The 17,657-nt window shown below is 54.1% G+C and carries 15 protein-coding genes; 14 read left to right on the top strand and 1 reads right to left on the bottom strand.

Features of this window, described 5'->3' with window-relative positions; all coding sequences use genetic code 11:
- Positions 1–76: 76 nt before the first annotated feature.
- The 13 genes from HP555_RS04335 to purU all read left to right on the top strand — a co-directional run bounded on the left by HP555_RS04335 (position 77) and on the right by purU (position 15,492).
- Entirely contained in the window at positions 77–1,006 is a 930-nt protein-coding gene (locus HP555_RS04335) for an NAD(P)/FAD-dependent oxidoreductase (protein ID WP_199263968.1), read from the top strand.
- A gap of 32 nt (positions 1,007–1,038) precedes the next feature.
- The gene (locus HP555_RS04330; protein WP_199263967.1) at positions 1,039–1,347 is read left to right on the top strand and encodes a thioredoxin family protein; all 309 of its coding nucleotides are present in this window, start codon (positions 1,039–1,041) and stop codon (positions 1,345–1,347) included.
- 13 nt (positions 1,348–1,360) lie between these two features.
- Entirely contained in the window at positions 1,361–3,244 is a 1,884-nt protein-coding gene (locus tag HP555_RS04325) for an aryl-sulfate sulfotransferase (RefSeq protein ID WP_199263966.1), read from the top strand.
- A 262-nt stretch (positions 3,245–3,506) separates the two neighbouring features.
- Positions 3,507–4,886, top strand: a complete 1,380-nt coding sequence (locus HP555_RS04320; protein WP_199263965.1) for an MFS transporter — start codon at positions 3,507–3,509, stop codon at positions 4,884–4,886.
- Positions 4,887–5,111: 225 nt separating this feature from the next.
- Positions 5,112–6,998: a sensor histidine kinase gene (locus HP555_RS04315; protein ID WP_199263964.1), complete on the top strand. Its 1,887-nt coding sequence runs from the start codon at positions 5,112–5,114 to the stop codon at positions 6,996–6,998.
- Positions 6,970–7,608 carry a response regulator gene (locus HP555_RS04310; protein ID WP_199263963.1) on the top strand — a complete coding sequence of 213 codons (639 nt, stop codon included), beginning with the start codon at positions 6,970–6,972 and terminating at the stop codon, positions 7,606–7,608. Before HP555_RS04315 ends, HP555_RS04310 begins: the two co-directional genes overlap by 29 nt.
- A 60-nt stretch (positions 7,609–7,668) precedes the next feature.
- The gene (locus HP555_RS04305; RefSeq protein ID WP_199263962.1) at positions 7,669–8,394 is read left to right on the top strand and encodes an SDR family oxidoreductase; all 726 of its coding nucleotides are present in this window, start codon (positions 7,669–7,671) and stop codon (positions 8,392–8,394) included.
- Positions 8,395–8,570: 176 nt separating this feature from the next.
- Entirely contained in the window at positions 8,571–9,509 is a 939-nt protein-coding gene (locus tag HP555_RS04300; protein WP_199263961.1) for a transporter, read from the top strand.
- Between the two features lie 613 nt (positions 9,510–10,122).
- The gene (locus tag HP555_RS04295) at positions 10,123–11,283 is read left to right on the top strand and encodes an ABC transporter permease (protein ID WP_199263960.1); all 1,161 of its coding nucleotides are present in this window, start codon (positions 10,123–10,125) and stop codon (positions 11,281–11,283) included.
- A 2-nt stretch (positions 11,284–11,285) separates the two neighbouring features.
- A complete protein-coding gene (locus HP555_RS04290) occupies positions 11,286–12,020 on the top strand; it encodes an ABC transporter ATP-binding protein (protein ID WP_408639842.1) in 735 nt (244 codons plus the stop codon).
- Positions 11,965–12,975 carry an efflux RND transporter periplasmic adaptor subunit gene (locus HP555_RS04285; protein ID WP_199263958.1) on the top strand — a complete coding sequence of 337 codons (1,011 nt, stop codon included), beginning with the start codon at positions 11,965–11,967 and terminating at the stop codon, positions 12,973–12,975. Before HP555_RS04290 ends, HP555_RS04285 begins: the two co-directional genes overlap by 56 nt.
- A complete protein-coding gene (locus tag HP555_RS04280; RefSeq protein WP_199263957.1) occupies positions 12,972–14,381 on the top strand; it encodes an efflux transporter outer membrane subunit in 1,410 nt (469 codons plus the stop codon). Before HP555_RS04285 ends, HP555_RS04280 begins: the two co-directional genes overlap by 4 nt.
- A gap of 229 nt (positions 14,382–14,610) precedes the next feature.
- A complete protein-coding gene (gene purU, locus HP555_RS04275) occupies positions 14,611–15,492 on the top strand; it encodes a formyltetrahydrofolate deformylase (protein ID WP_199263956.1) in 882 nt (293 codons plus the stop codon).
- A gap of 17 nt (positions 15,493–15,509) precedes the next feature.
- Here purU and HP555_RS04270 read toward each other — a convergent pair whose 3' ends face one another.
- Positions 15,510–15,800, bottom strand: a complete 291-nt coding sequence (locus HP555_RS04270) for a DUF7352 domain-containing protein (RefSeq protein ID WP_199263955.1) — start codon at positions 15,798–15,800, stop codon at positions 15,510–15,512.
- A 241-nt stretch (positions 15,801–16,041) separates the two neighbouring features.
- Here HP555_RS04270 and HP555_RS04265 point away from each other — a divergent pair, with 241 nt between their 5' ends.
- Entirely contained in the window at positions 16,042–17,547 is a 1,506-nt protein-coding gene (locus HP555_RS04265) for a serine hydrolase (protein ID WP_199263954.1), read from the top strand.
- Positions 17,548–17,657: the final 110 nt, after the last annotated feature.

Here is a 17,657-nt window from a genome sequence, read left to right as displayed (position 1 = left end):
AGTGCACACGCACCACATTTCACTCATAGCATGCTCCGCCAACCTTGATAACCCGGGGCGCCAGGGAGATATAATCATGGAAAACATTTATGACATCGTCATCGTTGGAGCTGGTCCGGCCGGTATGACCGCAGCCATTTATGCCGTTCGCGCCAATATGAAAGTATTGTTGCTCGACCGGTTGTCGCCCGGCGGGCAAATGGTCAACACCAATGAAATCGAAAACTACACCGGTGCCGGTAAACTGAGCGGTGCCGACCTGGCTATTAAGATGTTTGAACACACCCAGGAACTTGGCGTGGAATTTGATTACAAAACCGTCATCGATATCAGTAACAGCGATTCTTTAAAAACCATTACCTGCGAAGAGGACGACGCCGTATATCAGGCCCGGGCAGTGATTCTCGCCACCGGTACTGTACCGCGACGCCTCGGCGTTCCCGGAGAAGAAGAGTGGGCGGCCAACGGTATCAGCTGGTGTGCAATATGCGATGGCGCCCAGTATCGTGACAAAGAGGTGGTGGTCATCGGCGGTGGCAACTCGGCGGTTGAGGAGTCCATTTATCTCGCCGGCATCTGCACCAAGCTGACGATTGTCACCATGTTCGACCTGACCGCTGATCCAAAGGCCTGCGACCAGCTGCGGAAGATGCCCAATGTCACCATCTATCCGTACCAGGAAGTCTTAGAATTTACCGGTACCGACCGCATAACCGGTGTGCGCTTTAAATCAACCAAAGAAGACGCCACCGAACGGTACGTCACCTGCGACGGTGTCTTTGAATACATCGGTTTTTCAGCATCATCCGAAGCCTTTGCCAAGCTCGGCATTGTCGACCGCACCGGTTGTATTGAGGCCGACAGCCGGATGCGCACCTCTGTTCCCGGTATCTTCGGAGCAGGCGACATCACGGTCAAGCATCTCAGGCAGATTGTCACCGCCTGTTCAGACGGGGCCGTGGCAGCGAACAGCGCCGCTGCCTATGTTGAATCTCTCAAACAGTAAGAGCCGTCTCTTTTATCAAGGAGTAACCAATTATGATTACCGAAATAACTGAAAAAGACTATGAGTCCCTTGATCACAATGTCCCCATGTTGATCGAGTTTTATTCCAAGACCTGCGGACCGTGCAAGATGCTGTCCTTTGTCCTCAAGGACATTGCCAAGCAAAACCCCGACTTTCCCATCTATATCATCGACTTCGACGAGAACCGGGAACTGAAAGAACGTCTTGGTGTCAAGGGCTTCCCCACCATGCTGTTCTTCAAGGACGGCAAAGAGGTCAGCCGCCTGGAAGGTCTGAAACAAAAACCCGTTATCATTAAAGCGATCGAAGCGATCGCCTGACAAGGAGCATACCATGACAACCCGAATCCGTTACACCAGCCAGGAACACCTCATTACCCGCCAAAACCGAGCTGAAAAGGCCTTCCTCGATGCCTTTAAGGCGGAAAAACCCACCTTTGAACAACCCAAGGTCGTGGTCAACCCCTACCTCATCAATCCCCTGTGTGCCCTGATCATGTTCACCACACCAAATGCCGTGGCCCCGACCCTTACCATCCACGGCAAACGGTACGAGCGGGAGAACATCACCCACACCTTCAAAGCCGCAACCGAACATGCCCTGCCGGTACTCGGTCTCTACGAGGACTTTGCCAACAGAGTGACCGTCACCCTGCCCGACGGCAACAGCACCACGGTCACTATCCAGACCGGCAAGCTCCCGGAGGATATCTGTCGTTGCCTCAACATCCAGACCTCACCCGACTACCTGGGCGACAACATCATGTTTCTCACCCCGGCCGGTAAAAACCTGCCCACTGCCTATGACTACAAGGGTGACATCCGTTGGTTACTCACGGAAAATACCATGTTCGACATCAAGCGGATGAAAAACGGGAACATTGTCACCGGATCCAGCCGTTTTTGCCACATGCCCTATAACTCCACCGGCATGATCGAGATCAACCTGCTGGGAAAGATCTATAAAGAATATCGCATGCCGGGCAACTACCACCACGACCATTTTGAGATGGAAGATGGTAATCTCCTGGCACTAACCCAGGATTTCAGCCGCGATACTGTAGAAGATATGTGTGTGCTCATCGACCGCAACACCGGGGACATCCTTAAGACCTGGGACTATCGCAAGGTCCTGCCCATGGATGTCGGCGGGTCCGGTTCACAGGATGCTCACGACTGGTTCCACAACAACGCTGTCTGGTACGATAAACCCACCCACAGCCTGACCCTGTCCGGCCGGCATCAGGATGCCGTTATCAACATTGATTATGACACCGGCGAGCTCAACTGGATCATCGGTGACCCGGAAGGCTGGCCGCAGGATCTGGTTGACAAATATTTTTTTACACCCGTGGGCGATCTGTCCAAGTTCGACTGGCAGTATGAACAGCATGCCTGTGTGGTCTGTCCGAACGGTGATGTGATGTGTTTTGACAACGGCCAGTACCGTGCCAAGGTCAAAGAAAAATATATTGAAAATAAAGACAACTTCTCCCGAGGTGTGCGCTACCGCATCGATACCGACAAGATGGAGATCGAACAGGTCTGGCAGTACGGTAAGGAACGTGGCCCGGAGTTCTTCAGCCCCTACATCTGCAACGTCGAGTACTACGGCGAAGGCCATTACATGACCCACTCCGGTGGTATCGGCCGTGAAAATGGCTATGCCAGTAAATCTTTAGGTGCTTTTCTTGACATGCAGGACCCGAACGTTGAACTTCGTTCGATCACTGTTGAGGAAAAAGACGGTGTTGTGCTCTACGAGCTGGAGACCGAGGGTAACTTTTACCGGGCTGAGAAACTGCCGTTCTACCACGACGGCGACAATCTGGTCTTTGGAGAAGGTAAACTGATCGGTAGCCTGGAGGTGACCGAAGAGTTCGACACTGTACCCGATGCAGAAGAGGTACATGAACTGCCGCCGAGCTTCCACGAAATCCTTATTGAAGAAGATGAAGACCGCTTTGTCTTCCACGGCAAATTTGAAAAGGGCACTCTGGCCATGCTCTGTCTTGAAAACGAGAAAGAGAGCCATAATTACTTTATCAACACCGCCGCTGTGTTACATCTGGCCATGTGCTCCGGCGCTTTCCTGTCGGATGACGACCGTGACGTCAAGATCCATATCAGCAAACTGGGACTGCAGGGCATATTCCATATCAAACTGATCATCAACGAGAAGAAGTACCAGACCGGCGTAACGATCCTTTGCCCGTAAGACCAGGGTTTACTGTTCTTCTGATTCGATCGTGTACCCCTGCCACCCTTGAAGTGTGGCAGGGGTTTTTTTGTGCTGCACCAGATCGCATCAGTTACAGATCATAGTCTGTATCTGTACCACACCTGGTAAAGGAAAGTGACAAACCTCGTAAGTTTGCGAGTTGCTGGTCAGACTGTTTTCTCTTTTAATACCTGATACATAAAACGAACCAAAACTTCGGTACCAGCCACAAATTCGACCCCCATAGCGAGGAGCAACCATGCAATACGAACTCAACGACAACACCGCCTGTCACCTGGGTGACAAGTCCGGCGAAACCGGGCGGTTTGTCAACAACTACTTTGACGGTATCCCGGTCCGTGGTATTCACGCCCTGCTGTTTTTCATCATCATGGCAGCCTATTTCTTTGAACAGTTCGACAACTGGAACTTCGGCTTTCTGGCCCCGGCCCTGTCGCAGTCCTGGGGATTGAAACCAACAGACATCGCCACCATTATGTTCTGGTACTTCATCGGTATGACCTCCGGTGGTTTTCTGGGCGGCGTTATCTCAGATCTTATCGGTCGACGACCGACCTTCCTCATCTCCATCGTCGTCTTTTCAGTGAGTTCGGTGATCACCGGATTCACCGACAGCTTCGTTATCTTCACCCTGTTCCGGGCGTTGACCGGTTTCGGTGTGTTCTGCATGATGGTCACCTCCCAGGCCTACATTGCTGAGATGGCGCCCTGCGAAAGCCGTGGCATGTGGCAGGGACGGGTGGCTGCCATCGGCTTTTGCGCTGTCCCCTTTGTTGCCCTTGCCTGCCGAATGGTCGTCCCCATGGCTGAGGAGGCGTGGCGGTGGATTTTTTACGCCGGTGGCCTTGGCCTTGTCCCCTTCCTGCTCGGACTCAGATATCTTAAGGAGTCACCTCGCTGGCTGGTGGCCCACGGTCGTATCAAGGAGGCTGAGGAGGTGGTCACCTATATGACCGGCAAAGACATCGATCTTTCCGAAGCCGCAAAAAAAGTCCCGCCGAAAATTGCCTTCATGGACGTGCTCATCGGCATGTTTACCCGCAAGTATATCGGCCGTACCCTGTTACTTATCTTTATCTTTGTCACCACTGTACCAGCCGGCTTCCTGGTGGCCAACTGGACACCACAACTCCTCAAGATGCTTGGTTTTTCAGTGAAAGACACCCTGACCGCCATGACCATTATCAGTATCGGTGTACCGCTGGGCTGTTTTCTTAACTCGGTGGTTGCCGACAAGGGGGGACGTAAAATACCACTTGCCATTCTGATCGTCTTTGCCTCGATCACCGCCTTCACCTTTGGTGGCATGAAATCGTTGACCATGCTGACCATTGCCGGTTTCCTGGTCACGGTCTTCAACATGGCACTGAGTTTTCTGCTCTTCTCCTACACAGCAGAGAGCTATCCGACCCGCATGCGAAATACTGCCACCGGTTTCCACAATGGACTGGCCCGGCTCTCCGTATCCGGTTCACAGTTCTTCATTCCCATGATTCACGGAGCCTACGGATTTACGGGAATCTTCACCGCCGTGGGTATTCTCTTCTTCCTGCCGGTTATCCCGCTGCTCATCTGGGGCAGACGTACCGGTGGTAAAAGCCTGGAAGAGATCGAATAAACAGCCCCGCCTCTCTGCCTGCCGGCCTGGGATCTGAACACAGCCAATCCCCGGCCGGCGCAGTCAATCGTAGAAGATGCTGCACTGACACCGCCGCATCTCCTGACGACACCATCGTCAACACGCGTCATCGTCCCGCTCTTGCTATTTTCTCATTTCAGTCTCCACCACTATGCGGTACAGTACCAGCCAACACAATCTGCAGTCATGTATAATGAGGAAGCCATGACGGCTGCCAAGCGAATAAATCCTACCGCCCTGCCTATTCTCCTGTTCCTGTCCTGTCTGTATCCGGCGTCTTTTCTGCTCGCCGGACCGGACCAGGTAAGGGCAGCGGAACCGCTCTTCAGTGACCGCACTGAGAAACGGGTCGTTATCCTCTACTCCACTGCCCGTGACTTTCCCGCCACCAAACAGGTGGAACAGGGGATCAGTGAGGGGCTGGCCGGCGAAAAAAGACTGCCCCTGCACCTGTCTTCGGAATACCTGGAGCTCTCTCGCTTTCGCGACAAAGAGCACGATAAAGCCCTGTCCGATCTGCTGCGTCAGCGATACGGTAACAGTCCTATTGATCTGGTCATCGGCGTCGACACACCTGCTGCAACCTTTCTGATGGAGCATGACGATCTTTTTCCAGTCACACCCATTCTCCTCTGCTCCATTCCCGAGACACTTCGCGAGCGCATCAAGACCTCATCGCTGAACAGCCGGGTGACCAGCATCTTTGAGCCCGCTGATGCTCTTCGCATGCTCGTCCGTTCCATCGAGCAGTTCAAACCGGCAACCAAAGAGGTATACTTAGTTTCCGGGGTGTATGAAAACGACCAAATGCGCGCTGAGGCCTTGCGGCAGGCGTTCACCACCATTGCAGGCGACAGGCGGCTCATTGACCTCACCAACTATTCCCTGGGACAGATTCTGGAAAAGTGTGAACAGCTGCCACCGGATTCTGCCCTGCTCTTTTCCACAATGTTTGTCGACGCGAACGACCGTCACTTTATTCCCAAGGCGGTCCTGCAAGCCATTGCCGCCCATACCGAGGTCCCTATATTCGGACCGTACGAATCTTTTATCGGACACGGTATCATTGGCGGGCCGCTGATCTCTCTGCGCCTGCAGGGAAAAAAGGCTGCCGAGACGGCCCTCACCCTGCTCCGAGGCCAAGCCGTACACAACCCGACCGATCTCGGTGCCGACACCTGGGTCAGTCTCTATGACTGGCAACAGCTGCAACGCCATGCCATTGATGAAAGTCTTCTGCCCCCCAACAGCACCATACTCTTTCGGGAAGCCACGATGTGGGAACTGTACAGGCACTACATCATCGGCGTTCTTCTTGTGCTGGCTGTCCAGTCAATTCTGATCATCGGCCTGGTGTTCAATCTTCGTCAACGTAAAAAGGCGCAGGCAGCCCTCTGTGACAGTCAAAAGGCGCTGAAAAACCTTGCCGGACGCCTCATCTCCTCGCAAGAAGAAGAGCTGAGCCGGCTGTCGCGGGAATTCCACGACGACTATGCCCAGCGCCTGGCAGCCATGGCCATCGAAACAGGGACCCTGGAGCTGCAATCCGCCGGCCTGGATGCCCCATTGAAAAACCAGATCAGTCATCTCAAGGGGCAACTGATCAACCTCTCCGATGATATTCATGCCCTCTCAAGGGAGCTGCATCCGGCGATTCTGAAGGATCTCGGCCTGGAACGGGCCATACGATCACTCTGTCTTAACTTTTCCGATCGAGAAGCAATTTCTGTAACCAGTCATATTGATACCCTGCCCGACGATATCCCCCTGGATACGGCACTGTGTGCCTATCGGGTCGTCCAGGAAGGTTTACGCAACATTGCCAAACATGCTCGCGCCCATCGAGCCGATGTTTTTGTACGGTGTACAGCCAATCACCTGCTGGCCACCATCGAGGATGACGGCACCGGGTTTGATCCCGGCTGTGCCCGCCATACCCCGGGAATCGGCCTGGCAAGCATGCGTGAACGGGTGCAGCATGCCCAGGGAGAGTTCACCATTCAATCCGCACCGGGTCAGGGAACAACTATTCATCTCTCGATCCCGCTGCCGAGGAGGGATCATGAAAAAACCGCGCCTGCTCCTGGCTGACGATCATCGCCTGGTGGCTGAAGGTCTCCGAGGTCTCCTGGAGCCCGCTTACCAGCTGGTGGGCATTGTCGAAGATGGACGCGCCCTGCTTGAGGCTGCAGACAGGCTGGTTCCGGATGTGGTGGTGGCAGACATATCAATGCCGCTTTTAAACGGCATTGAAGCCGTCCGACAGCTCAAGAAAAAAAATCCGGAACTCGCAGTCGTTTTTCTCACCATGCACCTTGACGTTGCCTATGCGGCCAGCGCCTTTGAGGCCGGTGCCTCCGGCTACGTGCTCAAACACTCCGCCTCTTCCGAACTGTTAACCGCCATCGACAACGCTCTGAAAGGACGGACCTACATCACGCCCATGCTGGCCGGAGAACTGCTCAACTATCAGCGGAATCGTCCTCAGGGTGAACAACCTGACGGTCTTGCCCGATTAACGGCGCGACAGCGCGAGGTGTTGCAACTGATCGCCGAAGGTCTTTCCGTCAAAGAGGCTGCGGCTGTGCTTGGTATATCTGCCCGGACAGTCGAATTTCACAAGTACAGTATGATGGAATCTTTAGGACTGAAAAATTCAGCGGAACTGATGCGCTTTGCTGTGGAACACGCCATCAAGTAACAGCCGCAACTCCTGTTGTTTTCTTGTTCTGGTCCGGCCCAATCAATCAAGGAGTACACTATGGGTTCACAAAAAATCGTCCTGGTGACCGGTGCCAACAGGGGCATCGGCTTTGAGATCTGCCGCCAGCTTGCCGGGCTCGGCTGCACTGTGTTGCTGGGTGCCCGCGACATCGAGCATGGTTGTACAGCTGCCCGGCAACTGCAGAGCAAAAAACTTGACGTTCATGCTGTTCATGTTGACATGAACGATGTGACCTCGTTCAGCCGACTGCACGACTGGATCGCCACAACCCATGGCCAGCTTGACATCCTGGTCAACAACGCCGGTATTGCCAATGATTGGGCCTATACAGCAGCGGATGTACCGGTTACCCTGATACAGGAAACCTTTGCAGTTAACTTCTTCAACCTGATCGCCCTGACCCAGCAGCTTCTACCGCTTCTGCGAACAGCTCCGGCAGGACGTATTGTCAATCAGTCCAGTATCCTCGCCTCCCTGACCCTGCACTCCACCCCGGATTCCGGCCTCGAGAATCTCAAGCCGCTGGCCTATAATGCCAGCAAGACCGCTGTCAACGCCTTTACCGTGCACCTGGCTCACGCGCTCAAAGACACAGCCATCAAGGTGAATGCCGCTCATCCGGGAGATGTGATCACAGACCTCAACCCGAACGGCCTCATCAGTGTGGTTGAGGGAGCCCGAACAGCGGTACAGCTGGCCATGCTGCCGGCGGACGGACCCACCGGCGGATTTTTTCATCTCAATGATCCGCTGCCCTGGTAAGTACAGCGGTATACAAGCTCTTTTAACGATCATCTCCCTCCGCCTGGTACAATTACCTGGCAAACCTCGTAAATATCCGAGTTCCCAGAAGACGTGCTCTCTGGTTTATACAGTGGACGGGTGGCATGCTGCCCACCGGATTAAATCGATTTCTCAGCACTTCAAGGGAGGGATACATGATGTACAAAAGGATGTATACACCGCTCATCAGCGGGGTGTTGACTGCCTGTCTGATGATTACGCCCGTCTGCGCCGCGGAAAAAAAAGCTCAGGCAGCACAACCAACAACAGAGAAGATGGGGGGGCCGAGCGGTACACCGGTTAACTCGGCCATCAGTGGTGGAGCAATTGTGCCCAAGGGCATGCTGCTCACCGCCCTCAACTTTTCCTACCGTGACAAGGACAAAGTCGTTGATGATGCGGGCCTGGGCGCTCGACTCCTGGAACAGCAGCTGTATCTGCTCAAGTTGCGCTACGGCGTGACGGATAGGTTTGAATTGGCCTTTGTACCGGGGTATGTCAGCACACACCGGGATGCGTACGGCGGAGCCAAGGCCGATCGGATTGAAGGAGTGACCGACTTTGCCCTGGCCGGCACCTATACACCGCTGTCACAACGACTGGGCGACCCGTTCAGCCTCGGGCTTGCTCTGGGGGTGAATATGCCCACTGGCCAAGACGGATCTGAGCATCCTCCGGGAGGCGACGTCTGGTCCTACAATGCCAAGGTTGGCATCACCAAGGTATGGCACCCTACGCACCGTATTGACTGGGACCTTGGTTTTGTTCAGCCCACGGAAACCGGCAACCAGGGCGTGCGCAAGGATACGACCATCACCATGACCGGCAGCTACCACTATGTCTTTACACAAAACTTTGATGTCGGCCTTGAGTTCACCCTGGAAAAAAGCAGGGAGTGGGAACGAAACGGTGTTGATATGCGTAACGGATACACGGAGATGTATGTCGGTCCGACCATGAACTTCTGTATGCCGCAGTGGAACATGTGGCTGGGACTCGGGGCCTTTTTCCCCGTGATTCGAGATTACGACATCCCGACCGCGTCCGATGACGTCCGCATCGAAATCAAGCTCGGCAAGGTCTGGAGCTGGTGACACTTTGTCCGATCAATGGCATGGGATCGATCAAAAGCTGTCTGCCATGGTCCAGCATCAAAATATTCAACGAAATTGCACATATGAGCCATCCTGCGGGAGAGTTGACGGTGCTGCTCTCCCGCATCCTTAAGACGTGACATCTGCGATCTGAAAATATACTTTATACGCGTCGGTAAAGATGCCGATGGACGGATCAGCCGGTGGTTCTATCCCCCTGTTGACACCTGCAATCATCGCCGACATCCGGAACAAACAACCATATCCACCTGACAGCGTCTCTTTCCGCTCCATGGAGATGAGCTGCCGTTCCCGGCAGCCGGGATCATACCGGAGCTGACAGCATCCCGGTTTATTTTTTCTCGTGTATCAGCCCATCACGAATAAAAGAGCCGGCTATACGTAAAGTTCTGCCGCAAAAAAACAAGGTACTCCATCAACCCTGCTGAAGAGTGCTGCGATTTTCCCGCACATCTGCTACCATTGCATCCACTTAATATCGACGATGCTCCGCGCAAGAACTCTCCCGGGCGATGCTTTTATCAACTTCGCTGTGCGTTGCAGATCGCTGCATCCGATTGCAGTACACCATAAGCCTTTTATACAAACAACCATGCTCAGCATTGCTCTCAAAATGCTCCTCGGCGACCGGGGGAAATATATCGGCATTATCACCGGTATCGCGCTCGCCTCGATACTGATGATCCAACAGCCCGGTATTCTGATCTCAATCTTTGCCAGGACCTACAGTTTTATCACGGATGTGGCGCTTCCCGACATCTGGGTTATGGACCCCATGGTCAGATTTATTGATGATTCACAGCCAATGCTTGATACGCAACTGTACCGGGTACGCGGTGTAAAAGGCGTTGAATGGGCTGTGCCCCTGTACAAAGGAAATACGCGGGTGCGCATGAGCAACGGCCAGCTGGTTACCTCCAACATGCTGGGATTGGACGATGCCACGCTGATCGGCGGACCTGCCGTCATTCTTGAAGGACGTCTGGCCGATCTTCGTCTGCCGGACAGTGTGATCATAGATGAGGCCGGTGCCAGGGGCAGATTAGCCAAACCTCCGGCCACGCCCGATGGCAGGCCGATACCGCTTAAGGTCGGTGATATGCTTGAGATCAATGATAAACGTGCGGTGGTGGTGGGTATCGCCAGGGCGACCGCCACGTTCGGGTCGCAACCGATTATCTACACGACCTATACCCGGGCCAAGACCTATGCGTTTTCCGAACGCAAAATGCTCTCCTATATCCTTGTCAAAATAAAACCAGACGAAACCGTGCCTGCTGTTGCTGAACGTATCAGCCGGGACACAGGAATGGCTGCCCGGACCGCCCGCGAATTCAAAAGAATGACGCTCAACTATGTTCGCAAAAACACCTCGATTCTCACCAACTTCGGCTTTGTGGTCGTGATCGGCTTTATTGTCGGCGCTGCGGTCACAGGTCAGATTTTCTACAACTTCACCCTCGACAATCTTCGCTACTTCGCGGTGTTCAAGGCAATGGGAGCCTCTGATCGGATGTTGCAGGGGATGATCTTTGTCCAGGCCTTGCTGGTGGGTTTTATCGGTTTTGGTTTCGGAGCAGGCATCACCAGTCTCGTCGCCGCCATAACCCGCGGAGGCACCGGTCTGACCATGACGCTCAACTGGCAATTACTGCTTGGCAGCGCCATTGCGGTCGCTGTCATCGTGCTGCTGGCGGCATTGATCAGCGTGCGCAAGGTGATGCAACTTGAGCCGGCGGTGGTCTTCAAATGACAATGAACGCGCCTCCCCTTGCCGTTCGCTGCAACGGTATCACCAAGGCCTATGGAACAGGAGATACCAAAGTCCATGCCCTGCGTGGAGTAGACCTCACGGTTCAGGCAGGAGAGTTGCTCATGCTGGTGGGCCCGTCCGGCTGCGGCAAAACAACCCTGATTTCCATCATCGCGGGCATACTTGACCAGGATGACGGCCAATGCCTTCTGTTCGGCGAAGATATCATCCGTTTTCCTCCAAAGAAGCGGGTACGTTATCGAGGACTGAACATCGGCTTTGTCTTCCAATCTTTCAATCTGATTCCAACACTCACCGCAGCGGAAAATGTCGCCATCCCCCTGTTGGTTAACGGTACGACGATGAGCACAGCAATAAAAAAGGCCGGTCAGCTGCTCACTGAAGTCGGGCTGGCAGGTCGGGAACATTCACTCCCCTCACAGCTGTCCGGCGGTCAACAGCAGCGGGTTGCCATTGCCCGTGCTCTGGTGCACAGCCCCAGACTCGTGGTCTGTGATGAACCGACCAGCGCTCTTGACCATGCAACCGGACTCAAAGTCATGGAAACCCTGAAACAGCTGGCTGTAGGCCAAAATCGATGCCTGATCATTGTTACCCACGATGCGCGTATTTTTCCCTTTGCCGATCGCATTGCCAACATGGACGATGGCAGAATAACCCATGTCAGCTCATCCAACCCCGGTGTGGAAGCAACAGCAGATGACCCTCAAAAATAAGATCCTCCCCATCCTCGCAGCGCTGGGCATTGTTTTAGCCCTTCTTGTCGCCTTACAGACCCAGAAGAAAAGACCACCGGCCCAGCCCGTCGGCTTACCGGCCAAAGCACCGTTTACCTCCTATATCGGAGGGGCCGGTATCGTTGAAGCCAGCAGCAACAACATCAGCATCGGCACGTCCCTGCCCGGTCTTGTGAAAGTTGTTTACGTCAAGGTCGGCGACAGGCTCAAGCAGGGTGATCCTCTTTTCCTGATAGATGATCGCGATCTGCAGGCTCAACAACTCGTTAAAGAGGCAAACCGGATTCATGCTCAAGCCTCCATCAATGAGGCTAAGGCCCTTTTGGAGGATGCCCGTTCTCAATATGCCTTAGTCAAGACAGCCACGAACAGCAAGGCTGTCAGTGTTGATGACATTCAAAAACGCCGCAACGCCGAACTGCTGGCGCAGGCAAAAGTAGAGAGTGCCGGGGCGGCAAAGGAAGTTGCCGATGCGGAACTCAAGGCAACGCACCTGATGATTGAACAGCTGACAGTGCGTGCGCCCATGGCCTGTGAGGTGATGCAGGTGAATATCCGTGCAGGTGAGTACGCATCAACCGGGGTGCTCGCAACGCCGCTGATCCTGCTTGGCAACCTTGACCTTCTGTATGTCCGGGTTGATATCGATGAAAATGACGCCTGGCGGTTTAAGCCGGAGACCAAAGCCGTTGCCTCCATGCGCGGTAACCGTGACCTGAAGGCTGACCTGCACTTTGTCCGTGTTGAACCATTTATTGTCGCCAAAAAATCCCTCACCGGCAGCAGCACCGAGCGGGTTGACACCCGGGTTCTGCAGGTGCTGTACAGTTTTCCGCGTCAGGCTTTACCAGCCTATGTCGGTCAACAGATGGACGTGTTCATTGAAGCACCTGATATTTCGACCACATCGGTGGCCGTGGAGAGCAGGTTGTGAACAGGTCTGTTCTCTTTGTACTCCTGCTGCTTCTTTACGGCTGTGCAGCTGTTGGCCCGGATTACCGGCCTCCGTCTCTGCAAACACCCGATGCCTGGACAAGCGCCGCTGCTTCCGGACAGACAGCTTCCGCATTGGTACATACCGCCTGGTGGGAGGGGTTTGAAGCCCCCCTTCTCTCTGATTTAATCCACCGGGCAGTGCGCACCAACCTGGAACTCGAACAGGCCCGGGAGCGCATAGCTCAGGCTCGGGCAGCTGTGATCCTGGCCGGTGCTGCAGGGGTACCCCAGGTCAACACTGCTGCTGCCGTGAACCGGAGCAGGCAGAGCAGCAACGCATCCGCAGCAGGCTCGGGATATACGAGCACCCTCTATCAGGCCGGTTTCGACGTTGGCTGGGAAATCGATGTGTTTGGTGGGGTCCGCCGAAGCATCCAGTCAGCCGACGCACAACTTGAGGCCAACACCGAGGGGCTGCACGGTGCAATCCTCACATTGCTCGGCGATGTTGCCGGTAACTACATAGACTTACGCATCAACCAGGCACAGCTGCAGGTTGCCCGTCACAATCTGGCCGCCCAGCAACATGTGGTCGGCCTGACCACAGAACGCTATCAGCTCGGCCTGACCAGTTACCTTGATGTCACCCAGGCAGAGGGGCAACAGAAGGCCACCGAAGCGCTCATTCCCTCATTTGAATCGGCAATAAAGGCCTCCATGTATCGCCTCGCCGTCCTTCTGGCAGAACCGCCGGGAGCTCTTGTAAACGAGCTTGCAGCCGACTGTCCCCTACCGGCGACAACCGGACTGCTCGCTCCCGGTCTTCCGGCAGACCTTCTGTCCCGTCGTCCGGATCTGCGCGCCACTGAACGCCTGCTGGCAGCAGCTTCAGCCGATATAGGCGTCGCCACGGCTGACCTGTACCCCAGATTCGACCTGACCCTTGGTCTTGGTTTACAGGCTGACAGTTCATCCAGTTTTGTTGAACGGGCAAGCCGCTACTGGTCAATAGTACCCGGAGTAACTCTGCCGCTTGTTGATGGCGGCAAGAGAAGAGCGGCCATTGATATGCAACAGGCAAAATACAATGAGTTACTTGCCAAGTACAGGGCTCTTTACAACAGTGCTCTGGAAGATGTTGAAAATGCCTTAACCGCCCACTATGCTGAACGCACCCGTCACCATGTTCTTGACAAATCGGTCGAGATCAACGAAGAGGCCGTGTCGCTGGCTCTTGATCGCTATCGTCGAGGTCTCACCACCTTTCTTGATGTGCTGACAGCGCAACAGGCCCTGTATACTGCGCAGAGTGCTCTTATCGAGTCAAAGGGACGGCAGTTGATCAGTCTGGTCGTCCTCTACAAAGCCCTTGGTGGCGGCTGGCAACTCCACCGGGACGGATAAGAGCATCCTCCGCCCTGTAACGTTACGGCCTTGCTGTGGTGAAGCCGGAGACACGGTGTTCACACAGGCAGACAAAACACCTCCGACCAACAAAAGGCACCACCAGTAACTTGCGCATTTTCGAGGAAAACGATAAGTTGTTTTCTTTTATGCAACTGTCACAAATACAGAGTACAATGAGCGAAATCACACGCATCTGTTCATCATCGACCCGTACACCACGATACCCATGAGCGCAATCCACTCCTCCCATCTACCGGCCTCTGCTATTTTGCTGATTCACTGCCCTGACAGTAAAGGTATTATTGCGACGGTCAGCGAGTTCATCTACCAGAACAACGGCAACATTACCAATCTCGACCAGCATGTCGACCTGGAACGCGAGGTCTTTTTTATGCGCATTGAATGGGAACTCGATAACTTCATCATTCCCAACGAAAAGATCGGCGAATACTTTGACACCCTGATCGCTAAGAGATTCCAGATGCAGTGGCAACTCCACTTCTCACACGAAGTGCCCCGCATGGCCCTGTTTGTCTCCAAACAGCCGCACTGCCTCTACGATATACTTGCCCGCTGGAAATCACAGGAAATTGAGGTCGAGATTCCACTGATTATCAGCAATCATCCTGATCTTGAAACAGTGGCCCGACAATTTGACATCGATTTTCACCTCTTTATCATCAACGGTGAAAATAAACGTGAGCAGGAACAGGAGCAGCTGGCACTTCTGGCGAAACATCGCATTGAGTTCATTGTCCTTGCCCGGTATATGCAGATCCTTTCCGAGGAGTTTATCAGTCATTACAGAAACCGGATTATCAACATTCACCACTCCTTCCTGCCTGCATTTCCCGGGGCCAAGCCGTATCACTCCGCCTTTGAGCGAGGGGTCAAGGTTATCGGCGCCACCAGCCACTATGTTACCAGGGAGCTCGATGCCGGGCCGATCATCGCCCAGGATATCATCCGGGTCAGCCATGCCGACTCGGTGGAAGATCTTATTCGCAAAGGACGGGACCTGGAGAAGGTTATCTTATCCCGATCCATTTGGCATCATCTGCAACGCCAGATCCTGGTCTACCAGAATCGGACCCTGGTCTTTTCCTGAAGACCGGGCCCTCCCGTTCATTCTGTCGTCTCTTCAGCTGGTTCATCCATCTCAAAGAGATGAAATTCGAGAGTCCCCTCGTAGATGAAAAAGGATCCGATGTACCGGCCCGGATCATCGGGCACAGCGGTGTTGGTGGTATAGACACCGAGATAACGTTCCTGGGGCGGCATATCCGGATCGACCAGAACCCACATCAGGGGAGCATTGTCGTCTTTAGCATGCACGGTGAGTATCTGCGCCCCGGACGGCAGGGGAATGGACTGAATACGGTTGGGAGTGAGTTCAAATTTCCAAATAGTTTTCATGGGTGCTCCGACATGGTGTTCACAGATACATGGTTCTGCAGGCCGCGGTGACAGTCAGCGGCCCTCTTGTAGCATATTTTTGCCGGTGAATCCAGAGTTCGACCAATTTCACCTTGCACCAAAACACTGAACACGGCATGTTGCAATGGGTTCGCCTTGAAACGGCCACCATAAAGAAACCTGCAACTTATCAACCCCGTCCTGTTTTCGGAAATTATTCTGCCAGCTTCCTGTACGTGTGATGCAACGCCCGATCATTTTTATCCTGTGCCTCTTTTTTACTGTTCTTCAAGCAGCTGTGACCTGGGCGGCACCAGCCGAACGCTATGCTCTGGGATACATGTGGAGTGGTCAACTGCAACGGGCATTAGACCACCGGATACGGATAACCCCTCTGCTTGCCTTACAACCCGGCACCCGCCTGGAGATCGTGGGGCGCGGTCAGGAGTTCGGCGTTATCCTGAATATCAACACCTCCCTTGCCCAGGCGAACAAGATTGCCGGTCAACAGGCAGCTGCGCTCCAGCGCGCCGGCTTAAAACCGGCTCAGCCGGTAAAGACCTCCGGCTTTTTCAATCTCTATCATATCTGCTATAAACGCAGTACGCGACCGGAAGACCTTCAAAACGACTGGAAAGTCGTGCAAACAACCCTGGTACCCCCAACAAGCAAACGATTGGTCATTGAAAAAATTGACCAGCAGAACTACGCGCTTGTATATCGCTGCTGGCAGAGCAAGGAGGCCGTCACCCGCCTCTCCAGCCGGCACGCGCAACTGTTAAAAAAGGATAAACTCGTTCCCGCACTGGTTGCTGCGGTACCACGACCGGTTGTTCAGCAGGCTCTGATCCGGAGTGCTGAGCTCAACCAACCGGAAAAACAACCCAAACAGCAGACCACCACCCCGACCACCGCCCCGGTCCTGGCTGGTAAAGCGGCAATAAAAAGCCCGGCACCACACAAAAAAGGGGCTGTGGCCAGCGGCAAGATGGGCCAGTTTATCCAGGAACAAACCCAAAAAGGCCGGTTACGTCCGACAGACAGAACCGCCTGGGTCGCTTATGACCTGAGCAGTAACACCTATCTGGTCAACTACAATGCGTCGCGGTCGTTTCAGGCGGCCAGCATGATCAAACCCTTTGTGGCACTTGCTTTTTTTCATCAGCACGCAAAGGGACTGCAGCCCTATACCGCACAACATCGACGGATGATGGAGGCTATGATCCAGCAGAGCGACAACCCGGCAACCAACTGGTTTATTCGCCGGCTTGGCGGCCCTGCACGCTGTCAGGCGTTACTGGCAAAAGAGTACGGACATCTGTTTCGGCAGGTACGCATTCAAGAGTATATCCCCGCCGATGGCAGAACCTATAAGAACAGTGCACTCCCTTCTGATTACATACAGTTTTTACGGGCGCTGTGGCAGCACAAGCTGCCAAAATCTCAAGAAATATTGCGAGTGATGTCACTGCCGAAGCCTAACCGGCTGGTGCGTGGCACCAATATACCCGACAGTACGGCAGTGTATAACAAAACCGGCACTACGGCTCTTCTGTGCGGCGACATGGGGATTCTGGTAACCCGCGGTCCCAATGGCCGCAAGGTACCGTATGCGGTGGTCGGTATTGTTGAACGTTCATCCCGACCCGGGAATTACAAACAGTGGATGCGAAACAGCGGCGATGCCATTCGCAACTTCTCTTCCATGGTGTATGGCACAATGAAGCAGAAACATGTTCTGCTCTGAGAAGACCGGGTAACGCCTGAACAAGACGTCACCACGGAGTCATCGTTAAATTAAAACCAGAAACAGTCCATTCATTGACACCACCTGCGCGCCTCCTTCAGGCAGCCGGA

It is taken from the genome of Desulfobulbus oligotrophicus (assembly GCF_016446285.1).
In the GTDB taxonomy this organism is placed as follows: domain Bacteria; phylum Desulfobacterota; class Desulfobulbia; order Desulfobulbales; family Desulfobulbaceae; genus Desulfobulbus; species Desulfobulbus oligotrophicus.
The sequence above is the reverse complement of the archived record's forward strand: the minus strand, read 5'-3'. Positions and strand labels throughout refer to the sequence as shown.

Coding starts and splice junctions, on each gene's coding strand:
- HP555_RS04335 (WP_199263968.1), top strand. CDS start 77: ATGGAAAACATTTATGACATCGTCATCGTTGGAGCTGGTCCGGCCGGT.
- HP555_RS04330 (WP_199263967.1), top strand. CDS start 1,039: ATGATTACCGAAATAACTGAAAAAGACTATGAGTCCCTTGATCACAAT.
- HP555_RS04325 (WP_199263966.1), top strand. CDS start 1,361: ATGACAACCCGAATCCGTTACACCAGCCAGGAACACCTCATTACCCGC.
- HP555_RS04320 (WP_199263965.1), top strand. CDS start 3,507: ATGCAATACGAACTCAACGACAACACCGCCTGTCACCTGGGTGACAAG.
- HP555_RS04315 (WP_199263964.1), top strand. CDS start 5,112: ATGACGGCTGCCAAGCGAATAAATCCTACCGCCCTGCCTATTCTCCTG.
- HP555_RS04310 (WP_199263963.1), top strand. CDS start 6,970: ATGAAAAAACCGCGCCTGCTCCTGGCTGACGATCATCGCCTGGTGGCT.
- HP555_RS04305 (WP_199263962.1), top strand. CDS start 7,669: ATGGGTTCACAAAAAATCGTCCTGGTGACCGGTGCCAACAGGGGCATC.
- HP555_RS04300 (WP_199263961.1), top strand. CDS start 8,571: ATGATGTACAAAAGGATGTATACACCGCTCATCAGCGGGGTGTTGACT.
- HP555_RS04295 (WP_199263960.1), top strand. CDS start 10,123: ATGCTCAGCATTGCTCTCAAAATGCTCCTCGGCGACCGGGGGAAATAT.
- HP555_RS04290 (WP_408639842.1), top strand. CDS start 11,286: ATGAACGCGCCTCCCCTTGCCGTTCGCTGCAACGGTATCACCAAGGCC.
- HP555_RS04285 (WP_199263958.1), top strand. CDS start 11,965: ATGTCAGCTCATCCAACCCCGGTGTGGAAGCAACAGCAGATGACCCTC.
- purU (WP_199263956.1), top strand. CDS start 14,611: ATGAGCGCAATCCACTCCTCCCATCTACCGGCCTCTGCTATTTTGCTG.
- HP555_RS04270 (WP_199263955.1), bottom strand. CDS start 15,800: ATGAAAACTATTTGGAAATTTGAACTCACTCCCAACCGTATTCAGTCC.
- HP555_RS04265 (WP_199263954.1), top strand. CDS start 16,042: ATGCAACGCCCGATCATTTTTATCCTGTGCCTCTTTTTTACTGTTCTT.